The 23,550-nt window shown below is 61.1% G+C and carries 24 protein-coding genes; 9 read left to right on the plus strand and 15 right to left on the minus strand.

Going from position 1 to position 23,550, the window contains the following annotated elements; translation table 11 throughout:
* Window positions 1–37: 37 nt before the first annotated feature.
* From ACLKOZ_RS13710 to ACLKOZ_RS13765, 12 genes are all read right to left on the minus strand, one after another.
* Window positions 38–1,453 (minus strand): peptidoglycan DD-metalloendopeptidase family protein, encoded by a 1,416-nt coding sequence (locus ACLKOZ_RS13710; RefSeq protein ID WP_337351038.1) that lies wholly within the window; start codon window positions 1,451–1,453, stop codon window positions 38–40.
* A gap of 36 nt (window positions 1,454–1,489) precedes the next feature.
* A complete protein-coding gene (gene ftsX, locus ACLKOZ_RS13715) occupies window positions 1,490–2,404 on the minus strand; it encodes a permease-like cell division protein FtsX (protein ID WP_337345804.1) in 915 nt (304 codons plus the stop codon).
* Window positions 2,401–3,195, minus strand: coding sequence for a cell division ATP-binding protein FtsE (gene ftsE / locus ACLKOZ_RS13720; RefSeq protein WP_337351017.1), 795 nt, complete (start codon window positions 3,193–3,195; stop codon window positions 2,401–2,403). The genes ftsX and ftsE overlap by 4 nt, the downstream gene beginning before the upstream one ends.
* 180 nt (window positions 3,196–3,375) lie before the next feature.
* Window positions 3,376–4,491 (minus strand): peptide chain release factor 2, encoded by a 1,116-nt coding sequence (gene prfB / locus ACLKOZ_RS13725; protein ID WP_337345802.1) that lies wholly within the window; start codon window positions 4,489–4,491, stop codon window positions 3,376–3,378.
* A 52-nt stretch (window positions 4,492–4,543) separates the two neighbouring features.
* On the minus strand, window positions 4,544–4,957 hold the full coding sequence (locus tag ACLKOZ_RS13730; protein WP_436475840.1) for a pilus assembly protein TadG-related protein: 414 nt from the start codon (window positions 4,955–4,957) through the stop codon (window positions 4,544–4,546).
* 29 nt (window positions 4,958–4,986) lie between these two features.
* Window positions 4,987–5,511 carry a hypothetical protein gene (locus tag ACLKOZ_RS13735; protein WP_436475737.1) on the minus strand — a complete coding sequence of 175 codons (525 nt, stop codon included), beginning with the start codon at window positions 5,509–5,511 and terminating at the stop codon, window positions 4,987–4,989.
* Window positions 5,492–5,944, minus strand: a complete 453-nt coding sequence (locus ACLKOZ_RS13740; protein WP_436475842.1) for a TadE family protein — start codon at window positions 5,942–5,944, stop codon at window positions 5,492–5,494. The genes ACLKOZ_RS13735 and ACLKOZ_RS13740 overlap by 20 nt, the downstream gene beginning before the upstream one ends.
* On the minus strand, window positions 5,941–6,207 hold the full coding sequence (locus ACLKOZ_RS13745; protein ID WP_436475739.1) for a hypothetical protein: 267 nt from the start codon (window positions 6,205–6,207) through the stop codon (window positions 5,941–5,943). The genes ACLKOZ_RS13740 and ACLKOZ_RS13745 overlap by 4 nt, the downstream gene beginning before the upstream one ends.
* A gap of 72 nt (window positions 6,208–6,279) precedes the next feature.
* Entirely contained in the window at window positions 6,280–7,224 is a 945-nt protein-coding gene (locus tag ACLKOZ_RS13750) for a type II secretion system F family protein (protein WP_436475741.1), read from the minus strand.
* Entirely contained in the window at window positions 7,221–8,075 is an 855-nt protein-coding gene (locus ACLKOZ_RS13755; RefSeq protein WP_436475743.1) for a type II secretion system F family protein, read from the minus strand. Before ACLKOZ_RS13755 ends, ACLKOZ_RS13750 begins: the two co-directional genes overlap by 4 nt.
* Window positions 8,075–9,298 (minus strand): CpaF family protein, encoded by a 1,224-nt coding sequence (locus tag ACLKOZ_RS13760; protein ID WP_436475744.1) that lies wholly within the window; start codon window positions 9,296–9,298, stop codon window positions 8,075–8,077. The genes ACLKOZ_RS13755 and ACLKOZ_RS13760 overlap by 1 nt, the downstream gene beginning before the upstream one ends.
* A gap of 439 nt (window positions 9,299–9,737) precedes the next feature.
* Complete coding sequence (locus ACLKOZ_RS13765) at window positions 9,738–9,926, minus strand: hypothetical protein (protein ID WP_436475746.1); 189 nt, start codon at window positions 9,924–9,926, stop codon at window positions 9,738–9,740.
* A gap of 106 nt (window positions 9,927–10,032) precedes the next feature.
* Between ACLKOZ_RS13765 and ACLKOZ_RS13770 the strand changes: the two genes are divergently transcribed.
* From ACLKOZ_RS13770 to ACLKOZ_RS13780, 3 genes are all read left to right on the plus strand, one after another.
* Window positions 10,033–12,078, plus strand: a complete 2,046-nt coding sequence (locus ACLKOZ_RS13770) for a lysozyme (RefSeq protein WP_436475748.1) — start codon at window positions 10,033–10,035, stop codon at window positions 12,076–12,078.
* Between the two features lie 160 nt (window positions 12,079–12,238).
* Window positions 12,239–13,300, plus strand: coding sequence for a substrate-binding domain-containing protein (locus ACLKOZ_RS13775; RefSeq protein WP_436475750.1), 1,062 nt, complete (start codon window positions 12,239–12,241; stop codon window positions 13,298–13,300).
* On the plus strand, window positions 13,297–14,961 hold the full coding sequence (locus tag ACLKOZ_RS13780; RefSeq protein ID WP_436475752.1) for a DUF2142 domain-containing protein: 1,665 nt from the start codon (window positions 13,297–13,299) through the stop codon (window positions 14,959–14,961). Before ACLKOZ_RS13775 ends, ACLKOZ_RS13780 begins: the two co-directional genes overlap by 4 nt.
* Before the next feature lie 67 nt (window positions 14,962–15,028).
* Here the strand turns inward: ACLKOZ_RS13780 and ACLKOZ_RS13785 are convergent, their stop codons facing one another.
* The 3 genes from ACLKOZ_RS13785 to ACLKOZ_RS13795 are packed head-to-tail and all read right to left on the minus strand — an operon-like array spanning window position 15,029 to window position 18,248.
* On the minus strand, window positions 15,029–16,459 hold the full coding sequence (locus ACLKOZ_RS13785) for a sugar nucleotide-binding protein (protein ID WP_436475754.1): 1,431 nt from the start codon (window positions 16,457–16,459) through the stop codon (window positions 15,029–15,031).
* 3 nt (window positions 16,460–16,462) lie between these two features.
* Window positions 16,463–17,461 (minus strand): dTDP-glucose 4,6-dehydratase, encoded by a 999-nt coding sequence (gene rfbB, locus ACLKOZ_RS13790; protein ID WP_436475756.1) that lies wholly within the window; start codon window positions 17,459–17,461, stop codon window positions 16,463–16,465.
* Window positions 17,462–17,486: 25 nt separating this feature from the next.
* On the minus strand, window positions 17,487–18,248 hold the full coding sequence (locus ACLKOZ_RS13795; RefSeq protein WP_436475758.1) for a glycosyltransferase: 762 nt from the start codon (window positions 18,246–18,248) through the stop codon (window positions 17,487–17,489).
* Between the two features lie 87 nt (window positions 18,249–18,335).
* Between ACLKOZ_RS13795 and ACLKOZ_RS13800 the strand changes: the two genes are divergently transcribed.
* The 6 genes from ACLKOZ_RS13800 to ACLKOZ_RS13825 are packed head-to-tail and all read left to right on the plus strand — an operon-like array spanning window position 18,336 to window position 23,495.
* Window positions 18,336–19,586 carry a polysaccharide biosynthesis protein gene (locus tag ACLKOZ_RS13800; protein ID WP_436475759.1) on the plus strand — a complete coding sequence of 417 codons (1,251 nt, stop codon included), beginning with the start codon at window positions 18,336–18,338 and terminating at the stop codon, window positions 19,584–19,586.
* Entirely contained in the window at window positions 19,583–20,515 is a 933-nt protein-coding gene (locus tag ACLKOZ_RS13805; protein WP_436475761.1) for a glycosyltransferase, read from the plus strand. Before ACLKOZ_RS13800 ends, ACLKOZ_RS13805 begins: the two co-directional genes overlap by 4 nt.
* A gap of 18 nt (window positions 20,516–20,533) precedes the next feature.
* Complete coding sequence (locus ACLKOZ_RS13810) at window positions 20,534–21,286, plus strand: glycosyltransferase family 2 protein (RefSeq protein ID WP_436475763.1); 753 nt, start codon at window positions 20,534–20,536, stop codon at window positions 21,284–21,286.
* Window positions 21,287–21,289: 3 nt separating this feature from the next.
* A complete protein-coding gene (locus ACLKOZ_RS13815; RefSeq protein ID WP_436475764.1) occupies window positions 21,290–21,667 on the plus strand; it encodes a DUF2304 domain-containing protein in 378 nt (125 codons plus the stop codon).
* Window positions 21,668–21,682: 15 nt separating this feature from the next.
* The gene (locus ACLKOZ_RS13820; RefSeq protein ID WP_436475766.1) at window positions 21,683–22,570 is read left to right on the plus strand and encodes a glycosyltransferase family 2 protein; all 888 of its coding nucleotides are present in this window, start codon (window positions 21,683–21,685) and stop codon (window positions 22,568–22,570) included.
* Between the two features lie 58 nt (window positions 22,571–22,628).
* The gene (locus tag ACLKOZ_RS13825) at window positions 22,629–23,495 is read left to right on the plus strand and encodes a glycosyltransferase (protein WP_436475768.1); all 867 of its coding nucleotides are present in this window, start codon (window positions 22,629–22,631) and stop codon (window positions 23,493–23,495) included.
* Window positions 23,496–23,550 lie beyond the last annotated feature (55 nt).

Consider the following 23,550-nt stretch of genomic DNA (forward strand, 5'->3'; position numbering starts at 1 on the left):
CGAAGTCATACCAGTGTACGGCAGCTGCGGAGCGGCGTTACAGCAGCCGCATCGGATCGACCGCTGCGCCGTTCAGCCAGGTCTCGAAGTGTGCATGGCAGCCTGTGGAGTTCCCTGTGTTGCCCGAGTAGGCAATGAGCTGGCCTTGGGAGACCCTCTGGCCGTTGGAGACGGCGATGCTGCTGTTGTGGTAGTAGATGGTGGTCAGGGAGTTGCCTTCCATCACACCGTGGGAAAGCTTTACCCGCCATCCGCCGCCGTCGGCTGAGTTCCAGCCCGAGGAAAAGACCTCACCGGCCGCGGCCGCATAAACCGGGGTGCCGCACGCTGCTCCGAAGTCTATGCCGGTATGCATGTAACCGCCGGTGCCGTAGAAATCGATGGTTCCCGGCGGAGTGGCCCGCCAACCGAAGCCGGACGTGATGGGCACGGAACCGGCGAAGGGGTGCCGCAGGCCAAACGCCGACGGCGACCCGGTCACCGGAGCGTAGGGCGCCTGCGGCGGGGCAGCTTGGCCCGCTGCAGCGGCCGCTGCCGCCGCGGCTGCTGCCGCCGCCTCAGCACGGCGACGTTGTTCTGCTTCCCAGGCTTCCCGCAGCCTGCGGTCACGCTCGGCAATCTCGTTGGCGACTGCGTTCTGGCTGGCCTCGACGGCTGCCAGTTGGCTCTGAATGCCTGGCCGTGCGGCCTGGAGTTCGGCATCCAGCCGGGTGGTGTCGGCGATCAGCTGGTCAACCTGCGCCTTCTTGGCGGCGGCTTCGTCGCGGGCCGCCTTTTCCCGCTCGAGCGCTGCGTCGGCCTTGGCTTTCAGGTCCTGGATCTCCGCTTCAACTGCCGCAAGCCGAGCCTGGGAATTGACGTTGGTGGCGTTCTGCTGGGACAGCTTGTCCATGGCCGAGTTTTGGCTGCGCATGGCCTGGTCGGCGAGGTCCATCGTATCGGTCAGGCTCCCGCCTGCGTTGGATCCGAAGAAGAGCGTGAGGTTGGAGGGAACCCCGCCGGACTTGTACGCCTGCGTAGCAATCTGGCCGATCAGCTTCTTTGTGTCCGCTATCTTCTGCTTGTCTGTCTCCAGCTGTTGCGTGATCTTGGCCTTGTTCTGCTGTGCCAGGTCCACCCGCGCTGAGAGCGCCTCGACTTCCTTGACGGCGCTGGCAACCCTGCCCTGGGCTTCAAGAAGTGCCTGTTGGGCGCCGGGAAGCTGGCCCTGGTAGATCACCAGGTCGCCCGCGGCTTTGGCTATCCGCGAGTCAACAAATTCAAGGGACTGCTGAACCCGGGCGGCCTCGGCTTCGAGGGCGGCCTGCTTGTCTTCCAGTTCGTCGGCGAAAGCTGCCGGCGTTGAAGCGCCCAGGCTTGCCGCCAGGACAAGCGCCAGGACACCGCTGATGATGCCGGCGCGGCGCGGCTGACGGTTGCCGGTTTTGCCGGGCGCGCGGGAAGTACGATTCATGCCAGTCATAAGCTTTCCTTGGTCGGTTTGCACAGCCTAAACCCTCAAATATCTGCGCAAGGTCAAGAGAGACGAAATTCCTGCCAAGGATCCGCCAAGGATCAGCAAGGCGGGCGCAAGGATGAGTGTCTGCGCCGGCGAGATGAAGGCCGTGTCCGGGTACTGCTTGGACAGGTACTCCCCCAGGAAGAAGTGCGCCACGGCCCACAGCGTTCCGGACGCCAGCGCAGCGCCGATCACGGCAGCAATGACACCTTCGAGGATGAACGGCAGCTGGATGACTGTTTTGGAGGCGCCCACGAGGCGCATGATGCCCGTTTCGCGGCGTCGGCTGAACGCCGAGAGGCGGATAGTGGTAGCGATCAGGAGGATGGCACAGACAATCATGACGCCCGCGACGCTGACAGCCACGAGGGAAGCGGCATTCATGGCGGAGAAGAGCCGTTCCAGCAACTGGCGCTGGTCAATAACAGTCTCGACGCCGGGCTGGGACGAAAAGGTCTCGCTGATGATCTGGTACTTTTCCGGATCCTTCATGTTGATCCGGAAGGAGGCCGGAAGCTGGTCAGGCGTGACAGAGTCAACAATTGGGGAATTGGAGAACTGGTCCTTGAAGTGCTTGTACGCCTCTTCCTTGGACTCAAACTGGAAATCGTTGATGTACTGAGCCACCGCCGGTGACTCCAGGAGGCTTTGCAGGTTGTCCTGCTGCTCCGGAGTGACCGGGCCGGCGGCGCACCCGGCGGCCGTCGAACCGTCACTGCAAAGAAAGATCGCTACCTGGACCTTGTCGTACCAGTAGCCCTTCATCTGGTTGATCTGTAGCTGGAGCATCCCGGCTGCGCCAACGAAGGTCAGGGAAACAAAGGTCACCAGGATGACGGAAACGACCATGGTCACGTTCCGCCGCAGGCCGCTGCCGATCTCGCCGAGGATAAAAGCGAGCCTCATCGCTGTCCCTCCCCTGAGCCATCGCGTTGTCCTTCAGGGCTGGCAGGCGGTGGCTCCTCCCGGCCGCTGGCGTCCTTAAGCCGCCGCGACTGGCCAACCACCGGGATCATGGAAGTGTAGAGGGCCTTCGCTTCATCGCGGATGACTACGCCGTTCTTCAACTCCACTACGCGCTTGCGCATCTCATTGACGATGTCGTCATCGTGCGTGGCCATTACTACTGTGGTGCCATTTTGGTTGATCTTGTCCAGCACCCCCATGATGCCCATTGACGTCGTGGGATCCAGGTTTCCCGTCGGCTCGTCCGCCAGGAGGATGCCCGGCCGGTTAACCACCGCACGGGCAATGGCCACGCGCTGCTGCTCGCCGCCGGAGAGTTCGTGCGGGAGCCGGTTTTCCTTACCTTCGAGCCCCACTGTCTTGAGTACCTCGGGCACCGTGTCCCGGATGACGCTGCGACTCTTGCCGATGACCTGCATTGCGAAGGCGACGTTGGCGAAGACGTTTTTCTGCGGCAGGAGGCGGAAGTCCTGGAAGACGACGCCGATGCCGCGGCGGAGACGGGGCACCCGCCAGCTTGAGATCTTGGCAACGTTCTGCCCCGCCACGTAGACGGCCCCGGACGAGGCGCGGTCCTCTTTCAACACCAGCCGCAGGAAGGTGGATTTTCCGGATCCGGAAGCGCCTACGAGGAAGGCGAACTCGCCACGGTCGATCTCAAGGTTGACAGAATCCAGCGCGGGCCGTGCCTGCTGGTCGTAGACCTTGGTGACATTTTCGAATCGGATCATGACCCTAAGTACCCTGCAGGCACGGCTGATCGTTACGCAGCCCAGATCTGCAGCCGGTGCGCGGGCTTCTGTTTGGGGGAAGTAGAGCTCCGGCTCCTCGACTATACGCAGCCCGGAGGCCGTATTTAGGGGCTTCCGGGGGCGTGTCGCGCGATCAGTGCCGTGAGGACCGCCGGACAGTTACTTCTCGGCGTTGCGGTTGTCAGTACGCCACCGTATGCCGGCGTCGATGAAGTCATCGATCTCGCCGTCGAAAACCGCTGACGTGTTGCCGACTTCGTGGTCGGTCCGCAGGTCCTTGACCATCTGGTACGGATTCAGGACGTACGAGCGCATCTGGTCGCCCCAGGATGCCTTGACATCCCCGGCAAACGCCTTCTTTTCGGCGTCCTCCTGCTCCTTCTTCAGGAGCAGGAGCCTTGACTGGAGGACCCGCATCGCGGCCGCGCGGTTCTGTAGCTGGGACTTTTCATTCTGCATCGACACCACCGTGCCGGTGGGGATGTGGGTCAGGCGGACAGCAGAGTCCGTGGTGTTGACCGATTGTCCGCCGGGGCCCGAGGACCGGAATACGTCGACGCGGATCTCGTTGTCGGGAATGTCGATGGAGTCAGTTTGTTCGATGAGTGGGATCACTTCGACGGCGGCAAAGGAGGTCTGGCGCCGTCCTTGGTTGTCGAAGGGGCTGATCCGTACCAGGCGATGGGTGCCGGCCTCCACGCTCAGCGTTCCGAAGGCGTAAGGTGCCTTGACCTCAAAAGTGGCGGACTTCAGCCCGGCTTCCTCGGCGTAGGAAGTGTCCATAACAGTGGTCGGGTAACCGTGCCGCTCCGCCCAGCGCAGGTACATCCGCATCAGCATCTCGGCGAAATCAGCTGCATCAACCCCGCCGGCTCCGGCACGGATGGACACTACCGCTTCACGTTCGTCGTATTCACCGGAGAGCAGCGTGACGATTTCGAGCTCCTTCAGTGCTTTCCTGATGGACTCGAGTTCCGCGGCCGCTTCGCCCATGGAATCAGCGTCGTCCTCGTCCTGACCGAGCTCCACAAGGACTTCGAGGTCGTCAATCCGGGAGGCCAGAGTGTTGAGCCGCTCCAGTTCCGACTGGCGGTGGGACAGCCGGGACGTGATTTTCTGGGCAGCAGCAGGGTCATCCCACAGGTTCGGCTCGCCGGCCCGCTCGCTGAGTTCAGCGATGTCTTCCTTCAGAGCCTCAACATCGCTGACTCGCTCGATGGAGGTGTAGGTGGCGCGAAGGGCGCGGATTTCTGCGGAAAAATCAATATTGGCCATGGTTGTTTAAGCCTACGCTATCCGGCCGGAGGCCCCGACTCCCCGCCGCAGGTCACCGCGTAAGCCGGGAACGGGCCGTGGAGGAAGCTTCGATCCTGATTCCGTCGGGCATGAGGAAATTCACCACTGGCGGATGGACGGCAGAGGTGAGGACAACGACGGCGGTGGAGCCGTCGGGACTGCCTGTCGCCGGGGCGACGTCCAAGCGGTCGAAACGCGCCGCGGCTGGATTTCTGCCGATGAAGTCGCGGGCAACGTTCCTGACGCGTTCGGAACCGAGGACAGCGGAGGGACCGCCGTCGTCAGATCCCACATCACCCAGGGTGAAGCTGTCGGCCGCGGCCAGGGACGCTCCGTCGGCCAGGGACAGGAGACGCTTATGCTCCAGGTAGACACTGGAGATGCCGACGACGACAGTGGTCACCAAGAGTGCCAGCAGGACATATCCGATGATGAGGACAATCATCTGGCCGTCCTCCCCGGCATTCTTTGCCTTCACCGGAACCTGCCAACCAGTTGGGTGGAAGATGCTTCGACGTTACTGGCGTTGAGTCTGAGCTCGTCACTGAACGGCACAAACGGCAGAGGCACCCTCAAATTGACGGTCACGGTCACTGCTGTTCCGGCTGCCTGGCAGGCAGACGGGTCACAATTCGTGGTTATTTGGGCGTTGTCGGCAGGATGACCGTAATCTGCGAGGGCAACCAGGGCCGCCTGCTCGGCCGCGCGCTGCGCCGAGGCAGCGTCAGGCTGGGCGACATACACTTTTGCGGCCTGGTCGGCCGCCCCAACGACGGCAAAGGATCCGCCCTGTATCTGGCCCATGGTAATGATGAAGTACACGAGCGGAACCATCAGAAGCAGCGCGAGGAACGTAAATTCCACCACTGCACTCCCCTGTTCCCGGATGGCCCTGGTGTTGTCGTCCGGTGGCGGAGCGGTCGTGGCCGGGAGGCCACACGCGAACCTCAGCCTTCGGACTACGGCCGAATGGATGGCTTCACGGCTGGACAGCGGCATGGCCCTTGACTTCCAACATGTCCCGGGGCCCGATCAATCCGATAACCGGCATGGGGGCCTTGATGGTCACTTCCAGCGTCCGGAGGCCTTGGAAGGTCACTTCGGAGGTGCTGATATCGCGGGCGAAGTCCTCGTTAAGTGCCATTCCAACCAGCGCCCCGGCGCGCTCCTGGGCATCGGCGGCGCCCCTGTCTGCCAAGGCGCCGTAGCGGGCGCCTGATGCCGCGGCGTCGATCAGGGTATTTCGGACGTGAAGGACCAAGGTGAGTTGGATGATGGCCAGGAAAAACATGCTGAGCAGGCCACCCACCAGGACGAAGTCCACCACGGCCGAACCGCGTTCGCCCGTTGACGCACCCCTGAAACGGCCTTGTACTGCAACGGAACTGCCGCGGCGGAGAAGGTCCCGCCCAAGGCGTCGGGGCATGGTCAGTTTCCGACCCTGTCCATTGCCTGGTTGAACATCGACTCCAGGGCCGGACCCGCCAAAGCCAACAACGCTGCCACGAGGACCGCCGACATTAGTGTGATCATCACCCAGCCAGGGACGTCGCCACGCTCAGGGTGTTCGGAGGCCGCGTTGCTTCGCCCGGCGGGCAGCGCCCCGTACGGCTGCAGGCTTATCCGAGCTAAGCACCAGATTCCGGCCACGATGCCCAAAAGCTGCAATCCGCTGCGCAATCCCAGGTTTTTCATTTTTCATCCTATTCAGTAGTCGCGTTCTCAAAGCCGGCAGCCTGGCTGGTTATGGTTGCCCAGCGAGGCTGCCTATAGGCCAAGGCTGATAGCTGCAATGCCGGGGTAAACAGCGAAGATCACGGTCAAGGGCAGGACACCGAAAACGAGCGGCACCATCATCCCAATCTCTTTTTTACCGGCCGACTCCATGAGGTTCCGTTTGGCCGTATCCCGGACATCCTGGGCTTGGGCCCGGAGTACGTCCGCTAACGGGGTCCCCCGTTCCACGGCCACGATAATGCCGTCAACGAACCGGATCAGCGGACCCAGGTCGGTTCGGGCGGAGAACCCTTGCATGGCCTCCACGAGTGGCCTGCCGGCCCGGGTTTCGGCCAGGATCCGGGAGAACTCCTTGGCCAGTTCCCCGTGCGCGCTGCGGCAGACGCGGTCCAGCGCGCCGGTGGCGCTTTCGCCGGCACCGACCGCGAGCGCCATCAACTCGGCCAGGCTGGGGAACTCAGCCATCATCCGGGCTTCCCGGTTCCTGATCTGGACCCCCAGCCAGTAGTCGCGGAACAGAAACCCGCCGAACCCGCTCCCAACGACCGCGAGGACCGCCAGCAATGGACTGAAGCGGCCCGCTAGGGCACCGAAGACCACCAACGACAGCGAAAGGCTGAAGGCTGCCACAGCCCAGAGCAGCTGCTCAGCCCGGAAGTCGAGCGGAGGTTTGTTGATGCCTGCCTGGGCGAGGCGTCGTGCAAGGCCCTTGGATCCCAGGTTCAGCCCGCCCAGCGCGGCGAAGCCGTCGCGGACCAGGGGCCGCATAATGCGTTCCAGCGGGCCGAACGGTGTGACGTTCTGGGCCCCCGCTGCGCGCAGCAGCCTTGACTCAAGGTTTTGTGATTTCAGCTGCGGTTCAATGCGTTCGGCCAGTGTAGTGGCGCGCATTATCGGCAACCTGACGAAGACCAGCCAAAGTCCCACTCCGAGGACGATCCCGCAGATCATGGCCGCGGCCTGAGAGCCCGTCATCTGAGAACCCTTTCGTCCGGTGGGAGGGCGCCAATCCTCAGCATCAGCGAATAGCAGAGAAGGGACACAACAAGGCCGCCCAACAAAACAGCGACACCCACCGGCGTGTTGTATGCCTGGACCGCCTCTGGCCTCGTGGCCAGAAGCACCATGACGATCCAGGGAGCAGCAACCGCCAGCCTGGCTGCGTTGATGGTCCACGACTGGCGGGCCTCAAGCTCACTTCGTGTGCGGGCGTTTTCCCGCAGGAACTCCGCAAGCGTGCTGAGCAGTTTCCCCAGGTCCGCGCCTCCGACTTCGCGCGTCAGCCGCAGTGCTTCCACGATCCGGTCAGCCACGGGATCGGCCAGCCGGTCTTTGAGTTTGTTCAGTGAGGCATCAAACTGGCCTCCGGCGCGGTAGTCCGAGCCGAAATTCCTAAAGACGTACCGCAGTTCTTCGGGGCCCTTCTCCCCGAGCTGGATGAGGGCCTCCGGCAGTGACAGTCCCGCCCGGATAGCGGATCTGAGGTGGTCCACGACGTCCGGCCACAACTGACGGAGCAGCGCCGTTCTCTTCCTGGCACGCCAGCGGATCACGCTGACCGGAAGCCAGGCACCGAAGAGGCCGAAGCACGCCGCCATCGGCCATGAGCGGCTGACGGCGAAGAATACAAGCGCCACAAAAAGGCCCAGTCCAAGGCAACTGGCCATCAAACCGGCCGCCGAGACTTTCTCAATACCGGCGGACGCCAGAAGGTCTTCCAGCCTGTTTGACCTGGCCGGCCGGGCGGCCGGTTGCGGATTCTCCCAACACGACCACCAGATAAGAAAGAACCCAGCGCCGGCAAGTACCCCCATGAGCGGTGCCATCAGTGCGGTTCCAACAGCGCCGCGACGTCGTAGCCGGCGCGCGCAAATTTCTCAGCTGCCGGCATGGAGTTGGCCCGTGGCTGGAGCATCCCGTCGTCCATACCGAAAACCATCGACGACTCGATAACGCCGTTTTCGACTCTCCTCCCCAGCGACAGTACTTCGGTGACCTGGCGGCGCCCGTTGGCCTGGCGGCTGCAATGGACCACCAGGTCAATGCATGATGCGACCGTGGGTACAACAAAAGCTGACGAGATGTTCTCACCGGCGAGCAGCGGAAGGGTACAGATCTTGGTCACTGCGTCATGGGCCGAGTTCGCGTGGACTGTGCACATCCCGGGGAGTCCGGAATTCAAGGCAATCAACATGTCCAGGCTCTCAGCCTCCCGGACCTCCCCCACCACCAGGCGGTCCGGACGCATCCGCAGCGCTTCTTTCACCAGCCGGCGCAGTGGTATCTCGCCCTGGCCTTCCAGGTTGGGCTGACGGCACTGCAGGCCCACGACATCACGTAGCGGAAATTGAAGTTCAAAGATCTCCTCTACGGTGACCACCCGTTCCCTGCTACCGATGCTCGCGGCCAGGCAGTTCAGCATGGTGGTTTTCCCGGCTTGGGTGGCGCCGGACACAAGGATGTTCAGTCCACTTGCGACGGCCGCCCCCAGGAACCGTGCCGACTGCGGCGTCAGCGTGCCGAGCTCAACCAGGTGCTCGAGCCTGCTCGCCTTCACGACAAATTTCCGGATATTCACTGCCCAGTGCCGGCGCGTTACATCCGGTATGACTACGTGGAGCCTTGATCCATCCGGAAGGGCGGCGTCCACGAATGGCGATGACATGTCCAGACGGCGGCCAGAGCTCTTCAGCATCCGTTCCACCAGGTCGCGGACCTGTTGGTCTGTAAGGCTCAGGGACGTCAGCTCGGATTCTCCATTCCGTGCGACATAGATTTCGTTCGGGGCGTTGAGCCAAATTTCCTCGATGGTGGGATCATCCAGCAGAGGCTGAAGGACCCCGAACCCTGCAACAGCATCGAAAACAAACCTGCGGGCGGTCTCAAGCGGACCGATCGGAGGAAGTGGCCCCACGAGAGCCCGTTCGTCGTAGTCGCTGACAGCAGCCTCAACCAGCCGACGGACCTCTCCGGCCTGCCGCGACGGGTCCAGGCCACGACGTCGGATCAGCTCGCGGACTTCGTCCTCCACGATTTGCACAGCGTCCATATGATTCCCCCATACAACTGCCGCCCCAGCGGAGCAGTGTAACTGAGGTACAGCCTAGGCACCCTACACCATGCGACCAAGTCATATTGCCTCGGTTGTGGATAACGCTGACGCATCTTTCACTTTGGCAACAACAGAACCTCTGGTTTCACCAGCATCACGGTGCTAGGGTGAGCGCGTTAAGATCCACGTTCCAGTCCCTCGTCGCCAGCCCCGGTGACAGAGGAACTGCACACCCCAAATGGTGCTCTCTGGGGAGCGCACCGTCTGCCTCCGGAGCCAATATGAAGCGGAACCAGTCTCACCGTCGCCCAGTCCTCCAAGTCTTGGGAACAGCAGCCTTGGCTGCCGCGCTTGTGGCCGGTCCGGGGTTGGCGGGAGGCGCTTTCGCTGACGAACCCACCCCTGCGCCTGACTCCTCCTCGACACCAGCAACAATCTACCCCTCCGCAGGGCCCATGCCCGCTCCTGATCCGGCTGCGACGGCAAGGCCGTCGTCTACCGATTCGACGCAGGCAGCCTCGCCTGCCACGACGGCAACGACGGCAACGACGGCAACGACGGCAACGACTACTCCGAACCCCGCACCTTCGAACACCAACGAGTCCATGGCGGAGGCAGTAGGCATTGGTGGGGCAGAGATGGGTCAAAGGTCTGCCCGCGTCGCTGCGTCGAGCTCAAGCACCAGCTTCAAGAAGCTCAGCGCTGAGGCCCTGGGAACGGAAGGCACATGGATGCCAACTTTTGGCGTCCAAGGACTCGACGTGAGTGGCCATCAACCGAACGTTGACTGGCAGCAGCAATGGAACATGGGTGCCAGGTTTGCCTACGTGAAGGCCAGCGAGGGCAACTACTACACGAACCCTTCCTACAGTTCCCAGTATCAGGGTTCGCGAAACGTTGGCATGATCCGCGGGGCGTACCACTTTGCCATCCCGAATTGGTCTTCGGGCGCCGACCAAGCACGTTACTTCGTTCAGAACGGGGGTGGCTGGTCGTCAGACGGATACACGATGCCACCGGTCCTGGACTTTGAGTTCAACCCGTATGAAGGCCGTACCATCAACGGGTTCTACTTCGGCAACACCTGCTACAACATGTCTCCCGCCCAGCTTGCCTCCTGGGTACGCGATTTCGGAAGCACCATGCAGTCCTTGACTGGCCGGCTTCCTGTCATTTACACCAACACGAACTGGTGGAATCAGTGCCTGGGCAACCCCGCCGGCTTTGGGGACTACCCGCTGTGGGTGGCTGCCTACCCCAGCTCCCCTACTAATAACGCGGGACCCGTTCCCACTGGGAGTTGGGGCACCTACAGCATCTGGCAGTACAGCAGCACGGGCCCGTTCGCGGGCGACTCGAATGTCTGGAACGGGGACTACAACAGCCTTAAGGCCTTCGCAGGCGCTCCGGCAACCGGGGCCTTCGATAACTTCGATCTCACACGTAGCGGTGACGCCGTTTACCTGCGGAGCCGAGGGTGGGCAGTTGACCTAGCACAAATGTCCAACGCAAGCCCGGTCCATATCTACTTCACGGGACCCGACAATAAAACTGTTGGATACTCCTACATCGCGGCGCAGCCCAGGCCGGATGTGAACGCCGCACTGGGCTACGGCCCCTCACACGGCTTCGATGAATCGATCCGGATAACCACGTCAGGTACGTATCGGGCTTGCGCATTCGCAATCGGTACTTACGGCAATAAGGAACTCGGCTGCAAGTCACTGCAAGCTGCGGGCGTGGAACCTCCCATAGGTTCCTTCGACAGCCTCACCCAGGTTAGGACAGCAGCGTCAGTTTCCCTGCGGTTGACGGGCTGGGCGGTTGACCGTGCCAACAGCACAAGTCCGTCATACGCCGACGCATACATCACTGCGCCGGACGGTAAAACAACGGGATACCGCATCACCGCCAACACTGCCCGTGCCGACGTCCACTCAGCCACAGGCTTTGGCCCGGACCACGGGTTCGACAAACTCATCGATGTTGCACTCGCAGGTACCTACAAGGCTTGCGTATTCTCGATCGGGCAGTACACCAACACACCTCTGGGATGCCGGGAAATCAACGTCGGGCCTAACCCATCGCCAATAGGCAGCTATGACTCCATTACCGTCGGGCAGGCACCCAATGCCACGACCTTGAACGTTAGCGGCTGGGCCCTTGATCCAACGAATCCTGCGGCTGGCATCCCAGTCCACGTCTATGTCCGGTCGCCGGATGGGGCCAACGTCGGATATGCCTTCCAAGCCAACCGCCCACGTTCGGATGTGAACCAGGCCTTAGCAACAGTTGGCGACCACGGCTTTCAGAATGCGGTAAACGTCAACCGGACTGGCACGTATTCGGTGTGTGCCTACGCAATCCCCATCGCACCGGTCTCGGCCGGTAACACAGCGCTGGGATGCAAGTCGATCGAGGTCAAGCAAACCCCCGCCCCTGTTGGTTACGTGGATTCAACGAAGCTTGAGACCACCAGCGGTGGGGCGTCAATCAAAGCGGCAGGGTGGACGTACGACCCTGCAGTTCCCGGGGCCTCAAATCCTGTCCACATATACGTTACTTCGCCAGACGGAACGCAAAGGGGTTACGCCTACCCAACGAATATCAGCCGCCTGGATGTCAACAAAGCCTTGGGCATTTCCGGCAACCATGGCTACTCAGCCAGCTTGGCCGTGACACAACGAGGGCGATACACGGTTTGCCACTACGGCATCGGACTGGCAGAGTTCAGCACTGGCAACACACTGCTGGGGTGTAGTTCTGTAACTTACTGACGTCGCATCCCCTACCGCAACTTACTGACGTCGCATCCGCTACCGCCACCGAAGCCTCCGAGCGCGTGGAAGCGAACTTCTGACAGGTTGCTCTGGGAAGACGCTAGTGTTGTCAGGAACTAGTGCTTCAGGGCAATGCCACCATGAAAGGACTCCGGTTTTGCATAATCGGCCGTCACGCAGCGTACTCGCCTGCCTTCTGCTAGCGGGATTTGTACTAACTGCCTGCTCCGGCGGTACGGCCACATCGGAGGTCAGGGGGGCACTCACCGCCATCGGCAGCCCCATCCAAAGCGATCCAATCGGTGCATGGAGCAACGCCTGGCGTAAGAACAATAACGCAACCTCCCTGAACTACTCACCGGACGGCGCGGTCGTGGGGCTTGATGCGCTCTCCTCGGGCGAGGCCTACTTCGCGGCGCTGGACGCGCCATTGACCCCTGAGCAGCAGGCGAGGACGACAGCAAGCTGCGGTCCTGACGGCGCCTTCTCGGTGCCCGTTTCCATTACCCCGATTGGCGTTGCGTTCAACATGCCAAGCCTCCGCGGCCTGAGACTTTCCCGCGATGTGCTTGCCGGCATCTTCTCGGGCGAAATTTCGCGCTGGGACGCTGAGCCCATCGCTGTCTTGAATCCGGATGCCACCCTGCCGGACGCCGAGATCATCCCCGTCCTTCCGACGGAACCCTCCGCCCAAGTTAAGGCAGCCACCACGTATCTCAGCAAATCGGGGGCATGGTCGGCTGGTATCTCGAACACATGGAACAAAACCGACACGTCGAAGAGCGTTAAGAAAAACCGGGAGATTGCCGACGAGGTGGACCAAACCGCCGGTTCCATCGCCTTTATGGATCTGGGATACATCGGTTCACGTTTTGACACCGCGCTCCTTGACTTCGGAAGCGGATTTGTCCGCCTCTCCAAGGACTCAGTCGCCGCGGCCGTCCAGGAAGGCGAAACGCGAGTGTCGGAAACAGGCGTTGAGTACACGCTGCCTGAAACGAGTGAGCACGGATACTCCCTTGGCGTCGTGAGCTACCAGGCGTACTGCAGTACCTACAAGAACGCGCAGCTCGCTTCCCTTGTTCGTTCGTGGGGAAACTTTGTGGTGAGCCCAGACGGCCAGGTTGCCACCACATTCTTTGCGAGCGTCGCCTCACCAAGTGAAACTGCCCTCAAGGAGTCAAGACGGCGGATTGAAACCATCAAGGAGAGTAAATGACCGCCGCGGCTGAAACCGGGAACCGTGCAACAGGGGAATCTGTCTCCGCCGCAGCCAGCGCACGCCGGCGATATACACTTTCACCGGACACCCGGGCAGGTCTTCGGTTCTTCCTGCCGGTCTTCGGACTGTTTTCGCTCCTCATCACCATTTGGATCGCTGCCACGCCGCTCATGGCCTACCCTGATGAACCGGCCCACACCATCAAGGCTGCAGCTGTGGCACGGGGACAGTTCTTCCCAGGGCCTGGCGAGTCGTACGGTCATGGCGTGCACGTTGAAGTTCCGTCCTACATCGCCAATGTCCAATCCCAGATGTGTTTCGCGTTCAAGAAAGCCGACACCGCTGACTGTGCCCCCGAAATCCCGCTCGATGACACGTATACAACCATCGGCGTCACGTCAGCTGGCCTGTATAACCCCTTCTATTACTGGCTGGTGGGACTGCCTAGCCTTGTGATGTCGGGGGCTCCCGCACTCTTTGCGATGAGAATCGTGAGCGGACTCCTGTCAGCCGCTTTCTACGCGGCTGCGTTCACGGCGCTGTCCCGGCTACGGAACCCTAAATGGCCCCTTATCGCTGCCAGCATCTCTGTCACTCCTATGGTGTTCTTCCTTTCGACAGGAATAAACCCCAATTCCTTGGAAGTTGCCGCCTCCATGGCTGCCTTTTGCGGGCTGGTCTGCGTCCTTGAGAATTCCCGCCAGCTCAGGCGTGCGCGTCCGGGCATCCTGACCGTGGGACTGGCAACAGCAACCCTCGCCAACACACGCAATGTCTCTTTGCTTTGGCTCTTGTGCGGTGTGATCGTGGCGTGTTCCTTCTTTAAGTTCGCGGACATCAAGGCGATGTTCCAGAACCGTTTGGTGATTGTTGTTACGGCAGCGGCATCAGTCGCCGTCGCGCTGGGAATCGCTTGGAATTTCCTGATGCTCAGGGCTCCTGCCTCGGCTGGCGAAGCGCCGCTGGGCATTTCCAACGTCAATGGCGAAATCCGTCCCTATAATGCGTTCCTCACCATGCTGGACCGGGCCTTTGACTATGTCAGTCAATACATCGGAGTTGCCGGGTGGCTTGATACGCCCATGCCTCAAGCCGTCTTTATGTTCTGGAACATGCTGGCCATGGCGGCACTTCTGATGGTCTTCCTGGTGCGGCCCTACCGGTTGCAGATCGGCTTCTGGATAGCCCTCGCTATGCTCGCCGTCGTTCCGTCGGCGCTGCAGGCCGCCCTTGTCAACAGCAGTGGCTACATCTGGCAGGGGCGTTACAGCCTTCCGTTGTTTTCGATAGCCCTCATCTCTGCCGGTCTGGCATTCAGGTTCCATGCCTTGCCCCCCAACGAACGTGTCCGCCGACTGACACGCATCGTTATACTGGCCGCTTGTGCAGCGCACCTCTACGGCTTCGTCTACGTCCTGCGCCGATATGTGGTCGGGCTCACCGATTCGGGTAACTGGCAGACCATGGTTACAGTGCCATCATGGCAGCCGCCACTGACTTGGGAGGGACTTACGCTGCTTTTTGGGATCGTCCTCCTCTACGCATCCGCGAAGTTTTTTTCCCACCTGTTCCCGGGCCACAACCTCATCCCGCCGCTCTCCCGCTTAAGGGAAAAAATTATGGACGCCCGGACGAGGCGAAGGCACTCCACCGTTTAAGCAAAGGATCCGCCCAGGCAATCTGCCAGGCGGATCCTTTGCTTGCCAGGAAGTAGAGCACAAGAAGCTAGACTGGCACGCTCAAGTTTTCTTCGCGCACGTACTCGGTGAGCCGCTCAGATGACTGACGCGGGCTGAAGCCTGTTGCCTTAATCTTTCCGAGCTCAAGGACGCTGTTCAGTGGCCGGGGAGCAGCTTTCTTGTCCTTGAAATACTCCGCCGTCGTAATACCAGTGACGTCTGATCCTGATGCCCCTGCCAGCTCGAACACTTGAGCCGCGATCTCGGCCCAGGACTGCGGGGCTCCGTCATTGGTGCAGTTGTAGGTACCGTAGGGTGCTTCGCTGTCAAGAAGGTGCCGGATGGCCTCAGCGATGTCGGCAGTAAAGCTCAGCCTTCCGATTTGGTCGTTGACCACGGCGGGTTTGACTCCCCTTCGGGCTAGGGACGCCATGGTGCGGACAAAGTTGTTGCCTTCACCGATGACCCAGCTTGTCCGAACGATGTAGTGTCGGGGAACTATGCTGACAGCAGCGTCAGCTGCAGCCTTGGTCTGCCCGTACACACCCAGCGGAGCGAAGGTTTCGTCTTCGTCATGCGACGCACGGGAACCGTCAAAAACGTAGTCCGAGGATACATGGACCAGGGTCAGGTCATGCTCGACGGCGGTGCGGGCCAGGTGGGCGGCAGCCGCCACATTGATCTTCCAAGCTGCAGCCCGACCCTCAGCAGTCTCCGCCTGGTCAACTGCGGTGTACGCGGCCGCATTGATAACGGCGGAGTAATTCTTCCAGTTCGTCCGGGCATACGCGTCCACACTGGTGATGTCGAAGTCGGTGCGGCCGGCGAACTCGACTGACGTGTCGCCGTCGTAAAGTTCCCGCAATGCCTTGCCCAGCTGGCCGTCCGCGCCGAGGATCAGTGTCTTCTTCGGCGGCATCGGGACTACCTCGCCGAGCCTGGGATGGGCCTTGTCCTTGTCCGAGAGTTCGGCCTCCGCCAGCGGCACCGGCCATTCGATGGCGGCAGTCTCGTCAGCCAGGTTCAGGAAGGTGTACTGGCCCTGCGCGTCGGCCGACCAGTGGTCGTTGACGAGGTAGGTGTAGGCAGTATTGTCCTCCAGGGTCTGGAAAGCGTTACCCACTCCCCTGGGGATAAAAATGGCTTGGCTGGGGTCCAGGATGGCGGTGAATACCGCCCCAAAGGAAGGCCCCTCGCGAAGGTCCACCCACGCGCCGAAGATTTTTCCGGTGGCAACAGAAATGAATTTGTCCCACGGCTCAGCGTGGATACCGCGGGTGGTTCCGGCCTTCTCATTGAAGGAGATGTTGTTCTGCACTGGACGGAAGTCGGGCAGCCCCAAGGCCACCATTTTCTCCCGCTGCCAGTTTTCCTTGAACCAGCCCCGGTTGTCGCCATGGACCGGAAGGTCGTACAGGACGACGCCGGGGATCGGCGTTTCGTGTGTGGTCAGCTTTTTCGAGAACTCGATGGTCATCGTTTACTGGCCCTGTTCCTTATACTTGGCTTCGGTCTGGGCTTTCTGCGGCCGCCACCAGTCCTCGTTGTCCCGGTACCACTCGATGGTGTCCTCGATGCCGGCGTCGAAGTTTGAAAACTGCGGTTCCCAGCCCAGTTCGTCGCGGAGCTTGGTGGAGTCGATCGCGTAGCGCAGGTCATGCCCGGGCCGGTCGACGACGTGGTCGTAGGCGTCCGGGGACTGGCCCATGTGCTTGAGGATCAGTTCCACGACGTCTTTGTTGTTCTTCTCCCCGTCGGCACCGATTAGGTAGGTCTCGCCGATCTTGCCCTTGGCGATAATGGCCAGCACCGCCGAAGAGTGGTCGTTGGCGTGGATCCAGTCCCGCACATTCTCACCCTTGCCGTACAGCTTGGGGCGGATTCCGTCGATCACATTGGTGATCTGGCGCGGGATGAACTTCTCCACGTGCTGGTACGGGCCATAGTTGTTCGAGCAGTTGCTGATGGTGGCCTGCAGCCCAAAGGAACGCACCCAGGCGCGCACCAGCAGGTCTGAGCCGGCCTTCGTGGATGAGTAGGGGCTGGACGGGTTGTACGGTGTCTGCTCCGTGAAGCGCTCCGGGTCATCGAGTTCGAGGTCGCCGTAGACCTCGTCGGTGGAGATGTGGTGGAAACGCTTGTTGTGCTTCCGGGCCGCCTCAATCAGCGTGTACGTGCCGATGATGTTCGTGTCCAGGAACGGCCGGGGGTCATGCAGGGAGTTGTCGTTGTGTGACTCGGCAGCGTAATGCACCACCACATCGGTGTCGGCCACGAGCCCGTCCACCAGGGCATTATCGGCGATGTCCCCCTGGACGAACCGGAAACGGTCCTCCGGCAGCCCCTCGAGTGAAGCCAGGTTGCCTGCGTAGGTCAGCTTGTCCAGGACCGTGACGTGGTTGTCCGTGTTTTCCAGAACGTAGTGGACAAAATTCGAACCAATGAAGCCGGCACCGCCGGTAACCAGGAATTTTTGCATGTGCCAAGCCTACCGAACGCAGGCCTCATGCCTTCTTTTGGTTGCGCTTACGCAGGATGGCCTCGGTCATCAGCCTGAGAAGCATGACCCGCGCCGCGATGATTTTCGGCAAAGACCGCCATCCGGCAGGCGTCTGGTTCTCGTCATGAAGCCGCCGATAAATCGTCGATTCATCCAAGTGCGCAATCGATCCCGCTATGTTGCCACAGATAGCCAGCCAAAGGTCGTGGGACTCACGAACGTAGCTGGGAATCGGAAGAAAATAACTCACGGCCTCCCGGCGAAATGCCATCCCGCAGCCGTAATAGGCCCGGACTCCCACGAGGATGGCACCGAGGTTGGCCAGATGCCGGCCGGAGTCCGAGGACCTGAGGCGTGGGATCCATGGACGACCCGCTGAGCCATGCATATCGAAATTGCTGGCTACGACCAAATGCGACGAAAGAGCCTTGAGCATTAGTTCAACCCGTCCCGGTGCCCAGACGTCGTCCTGGTCTGACAGGAACACATACTGGCCCCGGCTCATGCGGACAGCCTCTTCAAAGGTGCGGACATATCCTTTGTTGCTGGTGGATTTCACGAGTTTGACGCGGGGGTCGGAGATCCCTTCCACCACCGAGGCCGTGCCATCGGGCGAAGCGTCGTCAACAACCACGACTTCGTCGTGGTCATTGAGTTGCGCCAATATCGACTCGAGTTGTTCCCGTACGAAGGGCTCGCCCCGATAGGTTGCCATGCACACGCTGACGCGGATTTCCCGCCCTTCCGGCGGCGTCGAATCGTTCATGCTGACCACTCTAGGTGACGTGGGCTGTCGCCGGTCATCGCGTATCATCGTAAAGTCAAGCCCTCCAGCACTAGGACAGAACTGCGAATGAAAACAGTAGTACTCCGGCTGGCAGGCTTCACCCTGCTCCCCCTATTGGCCCTGGTGCTGCCGTTCCTCCTCCTCCCAGTCGTCTCACGCGTGGTTGGACCGGACGGCTGGTCGAGTATCACAGCAGGGCAGGCCATAGGAGTCTTCGCGGCGACGGTCATACTTTGGAGCTGGAATATTTCGGGGCCCGTAGAGATCGCACGAACTGCCGGAGAGCAGTCCCGGGCGGGCATCTATTCGCGAAGCATGCGCTCCCGCCTCCTTATTGCCGCACTTGTCTTCCCGCTGATGTCTCTCCTTGTTGTCCTCATCGCCCACGACGGCTTCCGCCTTGACGCTGTAACGATGGCGTGGGCGACGGCCCTCACCGGGTTCTCGCCCGCTTGGTATGGCATCGGCGCAGGGAATCCACGCATACTGGCGATCTACGACACCGTTCCACGATTCCTGGCTGCGGTCCTGAGCGCACCGCTGATTATCTTGTCCAGCCAAGTATGGCTTTATGGCCTCATCTCAATTTTCACTACGGGAATAGCGCTCATGGCGTTCCAACGACGATTTGGCGAAGCCGGCTCATGGTTTCCGCGGAATCCGGCCAAAGTTGTCCGCGAGATCCTGCCAGGCGGCGGTGTAGCGGCCATCAGTTTCTCCGGCAACGCTTATGCATCTTCTCCGGTGCCCATTGCGACGGCCACAATTCCAGTCGCCAGCGCTACTGCCGGCTTTTCCTCCGCTGACACTATCTACCGCCTCGGGCTGTTCAGTATCGTGGCCGTTGGTAATACCTTCCAAGGATGGACCCTTGAGCGTGATGCCGCCGATCCGCGGCGCCGCCATTTTGTGGCCATCTACGCCCACGTACTCCTTGGCGCCCTGGGAGCGGCGTTCCTCACCGCGCTGGGGCCTTGGGCATCCGGCTTGATCTTTGGTGAGGCGTTAAAGGCGGACACACTGACATCACTCTTTTATGGTCTTTCCTTTTTCTTCCTGTCGGCTTCCACCCCGCTGATAAGGAACGTCCTCATACCAGCTGGGCGTCAGCGGACCGTCTTGCTTTGGACGGCAATTTCAGCCGTGGTCGGCGTACTGCTCATGGTGGCCGCCGGAGTCTTAGGGAATATCCCGGGGATTGCGTTGGGCATGGCCGTCAGCGAAGCGCTCCTGCTGCTCGGCCTGCTTGTACCGGCATTAGCGCTGCTGCCTTCCGCTCAGGGCCGTGAAAGGCGAAGGGTAGGATCTTCAGCGTGACCCAACGACAGAACCGGCGCGTAGCAGCCGTCATCGCGGCCTTCAATCCGGACAACGATCTCCTCGGCAATGCAGCCGCTATCAGGCAGCAGGTTGAAGAGTTAGTCGTTGTGGACGATGCAAGCACCTCAGAGGCTGCGCGGGCAATCTTTGACGAATTACGGGAGCGGGGTGTCGCCGTCGTCCAGCAGCCGACAAACTCTGGCATCGCCGCTGCCCTGAACCGCGGAATCGCAGAGCTGTCATCTCCCCAGGCTCCCGATTTCATCCTGACGTTTGACCAGGACTCGCTCCCCGTCGCTGATTACGTTTCACGAGCTTTGGATACATATGATGTGGCAACCGCCTCCGGCTTGAAGGTGGGGCTGATTTGCGCCGAATCCTTTAGCGGGCACAAGGTGCCCGTACAGGGCCTGTCCAAAGGGTTCGCGGAAGCGTTCGATCCCATGCAGTCCGGCTACGTCATTCCGTCGTCAACATTCGCCGCCATCGGTGGCTTCGACGCCGGATTCTTCATAGATTGTGTTGACTCAGAGTTCACAGCGAGGGCGAGGGCGGCCGGCTTCAGCATACTTCTTGGGCGAGGCTGCGAAGTTGCCCACCGTCTGGGGGCGCGTATCCCGGCGAAGCTTTGGGGCCGACCGGTCCGTCTCGGCGGCACGGAACTGTCCTTCAACTACTATTCGCCGTTCAGGATGTACTACATAATGCGCAACGGGACTACTTTGGTGCGACGGTACTGGCGCAGTAATCCCACGTGGATCCTTCGGCGGCTCGCTGAGGAGTCAAAAGCCCAGCTTTTGCGTTTCTCATTCAGTCCTGACCGCAAGGACCTCGCGGTGGCAGCCTGGGAAGGATTCATGGACGCCTGCCGAGGGAAGCAGGGCCGGATCAGCCAGGAACTCGTGAACCGCTTTAAGACACGTTGATATCTATATTGGAGAACGATGGAAGCTCATGACTCTAAGCAGGTCCTGGTCATCATGCCTGCCTGGAACGAAGCCGAGTCGGTGGGAAACACAGTTCGCGAAGTGCTCAGCATGGGCCGCGCCTATGACGTCCTGGTCGTTAATGACGGCTCGACCGACTCAACCGCCGATTCCGCCAGCGAAGCTGGCGCCACAGTATTGAACCTCCCCTTTAATCTCGGAGTGGGCGGCGCGATGCGGGCCGGCTTCAAGTACGCTCAACGGCTCAATTACCGACGCGTCATCCAAGTGGATGCCGACGGCCAGCACGACCCCCGGAGCATTGAAGAAGTCCTGGCCGGCCTGGAGCACGCCGACATCTCCATAGGCGCCCGGTTCGCGGACAAGGGCGACTATAAAGTCAGCGGCCCCAGGAAGTGGGCCATGCAGTTCCTGGCGAAAGTCATCTCCGGCCTCGCGAAGACGAGGCTAACCGATGTGACCTCCGGCTTCCGGGCCGGGAACGAACGGGCGATAGCGCAGTATCTGGACCATTACCCGGCCGAATACCTGGGCGACACCATCGACTCGCTGGTGGTGGCCATCCGTTCCGGGTGCACCGTTACCCAAGTACCGGTCGCAATGCGGCCGCGCCAAGGCGGAACGCCCAGCCATAATCCCCTTAAGGCAGCCGTCTACCTCGGCCGCTCGGTCTTTGCACTGCTCTTTGCACTGACCCGCAAGCGATCCGAGACGCCTGCCGCCTTACTCTCTGTACAGGGGGCCTCCTAGCACATGGGAAATCTAGCTGCATTCCTGCTGTCCCTGGCCATAGTCGGTGTTGTGTTCGAAATGCTCCGCCGCAAGAAGCTGCGCGAGAAGTACGCCGCGCTGTGGATCGTTGTGGGACTCGGTACGCTGATCCTCGCTGCGTTCCCGAGCCTGTTGACGATTGTCGCCGAGCTGGTCGGCGTACAACTGCCGTCAAACCTCCTTTTCATCATCAGCATCCTCCTGCTGCTGGGTGTGTGCCTCCACCTGTCGTGGGAGATTTCTGTTGTAGAAGACGAAACACGCACACTCGCGGAAGAAGTCGCGATCCTCCGGGCGCAGGTCGAAGAAATGTCAGCCCGAAACGCCGGCGGCAATACTTCCGCTCCGTCTTCTAAGTAAGGACACAGCTGCTCTATGGCACTGGACATCTTTATTCCCTACTGGGGTGATGTTGCCTTCATGAAAGAGGCCATCAACAGCGTCCTCAATCAGCGGAACGGCAACTGGCTGCTGACAATAGTCGACGACGCCTACCCGGGAGATGCCATCCAGGAGTACGTGGCTTCAGTCAACGATTCGCGAATCAAGTACATCCGCAAAGAAACCAACGAGGGCATCACCGAGAATTTTCGGACGTGCGTATCGCTGGCGACTCAGGACGTTCTGGTTGTTGTGGGTTGCGATGACGCCCTGCTGCCTAACTTCGTAGATGTTGTACTCAATGCGCACGAGTCCTTTCCTGAAGCGTGGATCATCCAGCCCGGGGTCCAGGTCATTGATGATGCTGGCCGGAATACAACCCCCCTGACCGACATCGTCAAAAACCGCCTCGTCAAGCCACGGGGCAACGGTCCCCGGCTGGTTGCCGGTGAACCTTTGGCCGTCAGCCTCCTTCACGGGGACTGGCTGTACTGGCCGTCCTTGGCTTTCCGGCGTGACCGCATCCGCGACTTTGATTTTCGTGACGGGCTGCCCGTCATCCAGGATCTTGGCCTGGTGATCGACATGGTACTTGAGGGTGCCGTGCTCCTCATCGAACCAGAAGTCTGCTTTGCATACCGCCGGCACTCCAGCAGCGCATCTGCGGCCAAACTTCTGGACGGATCCCGCTTTGACGGAGAACGTGAGTACTTCGAACTCGCATCGCGGCTTTGTGACGAGAAAGGCTGGCGCAAAGCAAGCCAGGCCGCCCGGCTCCGGATCACGTCCCGCGCCCACGCCCTGCTGTTCCTACCTCTGGCGCTCCGCCACGGTCGCCGTGACGCCATGAAGACGCTGGTGGGTCATGCATTCGGCAAATGAGATGGAACCTGCTGGGACTCCCGCTGGGCCTGGCCGCTGCCCAGGTGTTGCCTGTGTTGTGACTGCTTTCCGCCCATCGCCGCAGATCCTCGAGAATGTTCATGCCCTCTTGGCGCAGACCGCAACCGTCATCGTGGTCGACGACGGCAGCGGGCCCGGTTTCGAATCCATCTTCGCCGACATTGCGGCGGCTGGTGCTGACGTTGTTGCTCTCCCCGTAAACTCCGGGATTGGAGCCGCCTTGAATGCAGGGGTACACCAAGCCCGGAAAAACAGCGACATCACGCACGTGCTCACGGTAGACCAGGATTCAACGCTTCCGCCGGGTTACGTTGAGTCCCTTTTGGCCGCGGAGACCGGTGCACGGGCTAAGGGGGTAGTCCCGGGGCTTATCGGCCCCGCCAGGATTCACGGCAACCCTGTTCTCTCCGGCGGCACGCTGAATGGTGTCTTATTGGGCAAGGAGCCCATCCAGTCCGGACTGCTGGTGAGCGTGGAAGCCCTCAACACCCTTGGCGACTTTCGAGCAGAGCTGTTTATTGACCTTGTGGACACGGAGTTCTACCTCCGCGCGTTGGACGCGGGCTTTCCGACCGTTCTGGCCGACGCTGAATTCGATCATTCACTCGGAACGTTCGTGGAGGCCCGGATTTTCGGGCTGCCGGTCCCCCGGCCGGGCGGGCGGCTCAAGGTCCGGATCGCAGCTTCCTGGCGCTATTACTACATCTTCAGGAACAGGATATTGGTCTCCCGCGTGTACGCGGCGCGACATCCAGCATGGGTTGCGGCCGGCTGGTGGGCAGATTTGCGTCATCTGGCCGTCGTTACGGCGTTGGCCCCAGGACGACGGGCCAGGCTGGCGTCGGTCCTGACCGGCCTCACCGACGGTCTCCGCGGACGTACGGGCAAGAAACCCGGAGCATGACGGCGCCTGTTGTCCGCCCATGTCGGGTTTTGCTGAGTGGAGGCCGTAAGGAAGG

This window comes from Arthrobacter sp. R4 (assembly GCF_051365025.1).
In the GTDB taxonomy this organism is placed as follows: domain Bacteria; phylum Actinomycetota; class Actinomycetes; order Actinomycetales; family Micrococcaceae; genus Arthrobacter.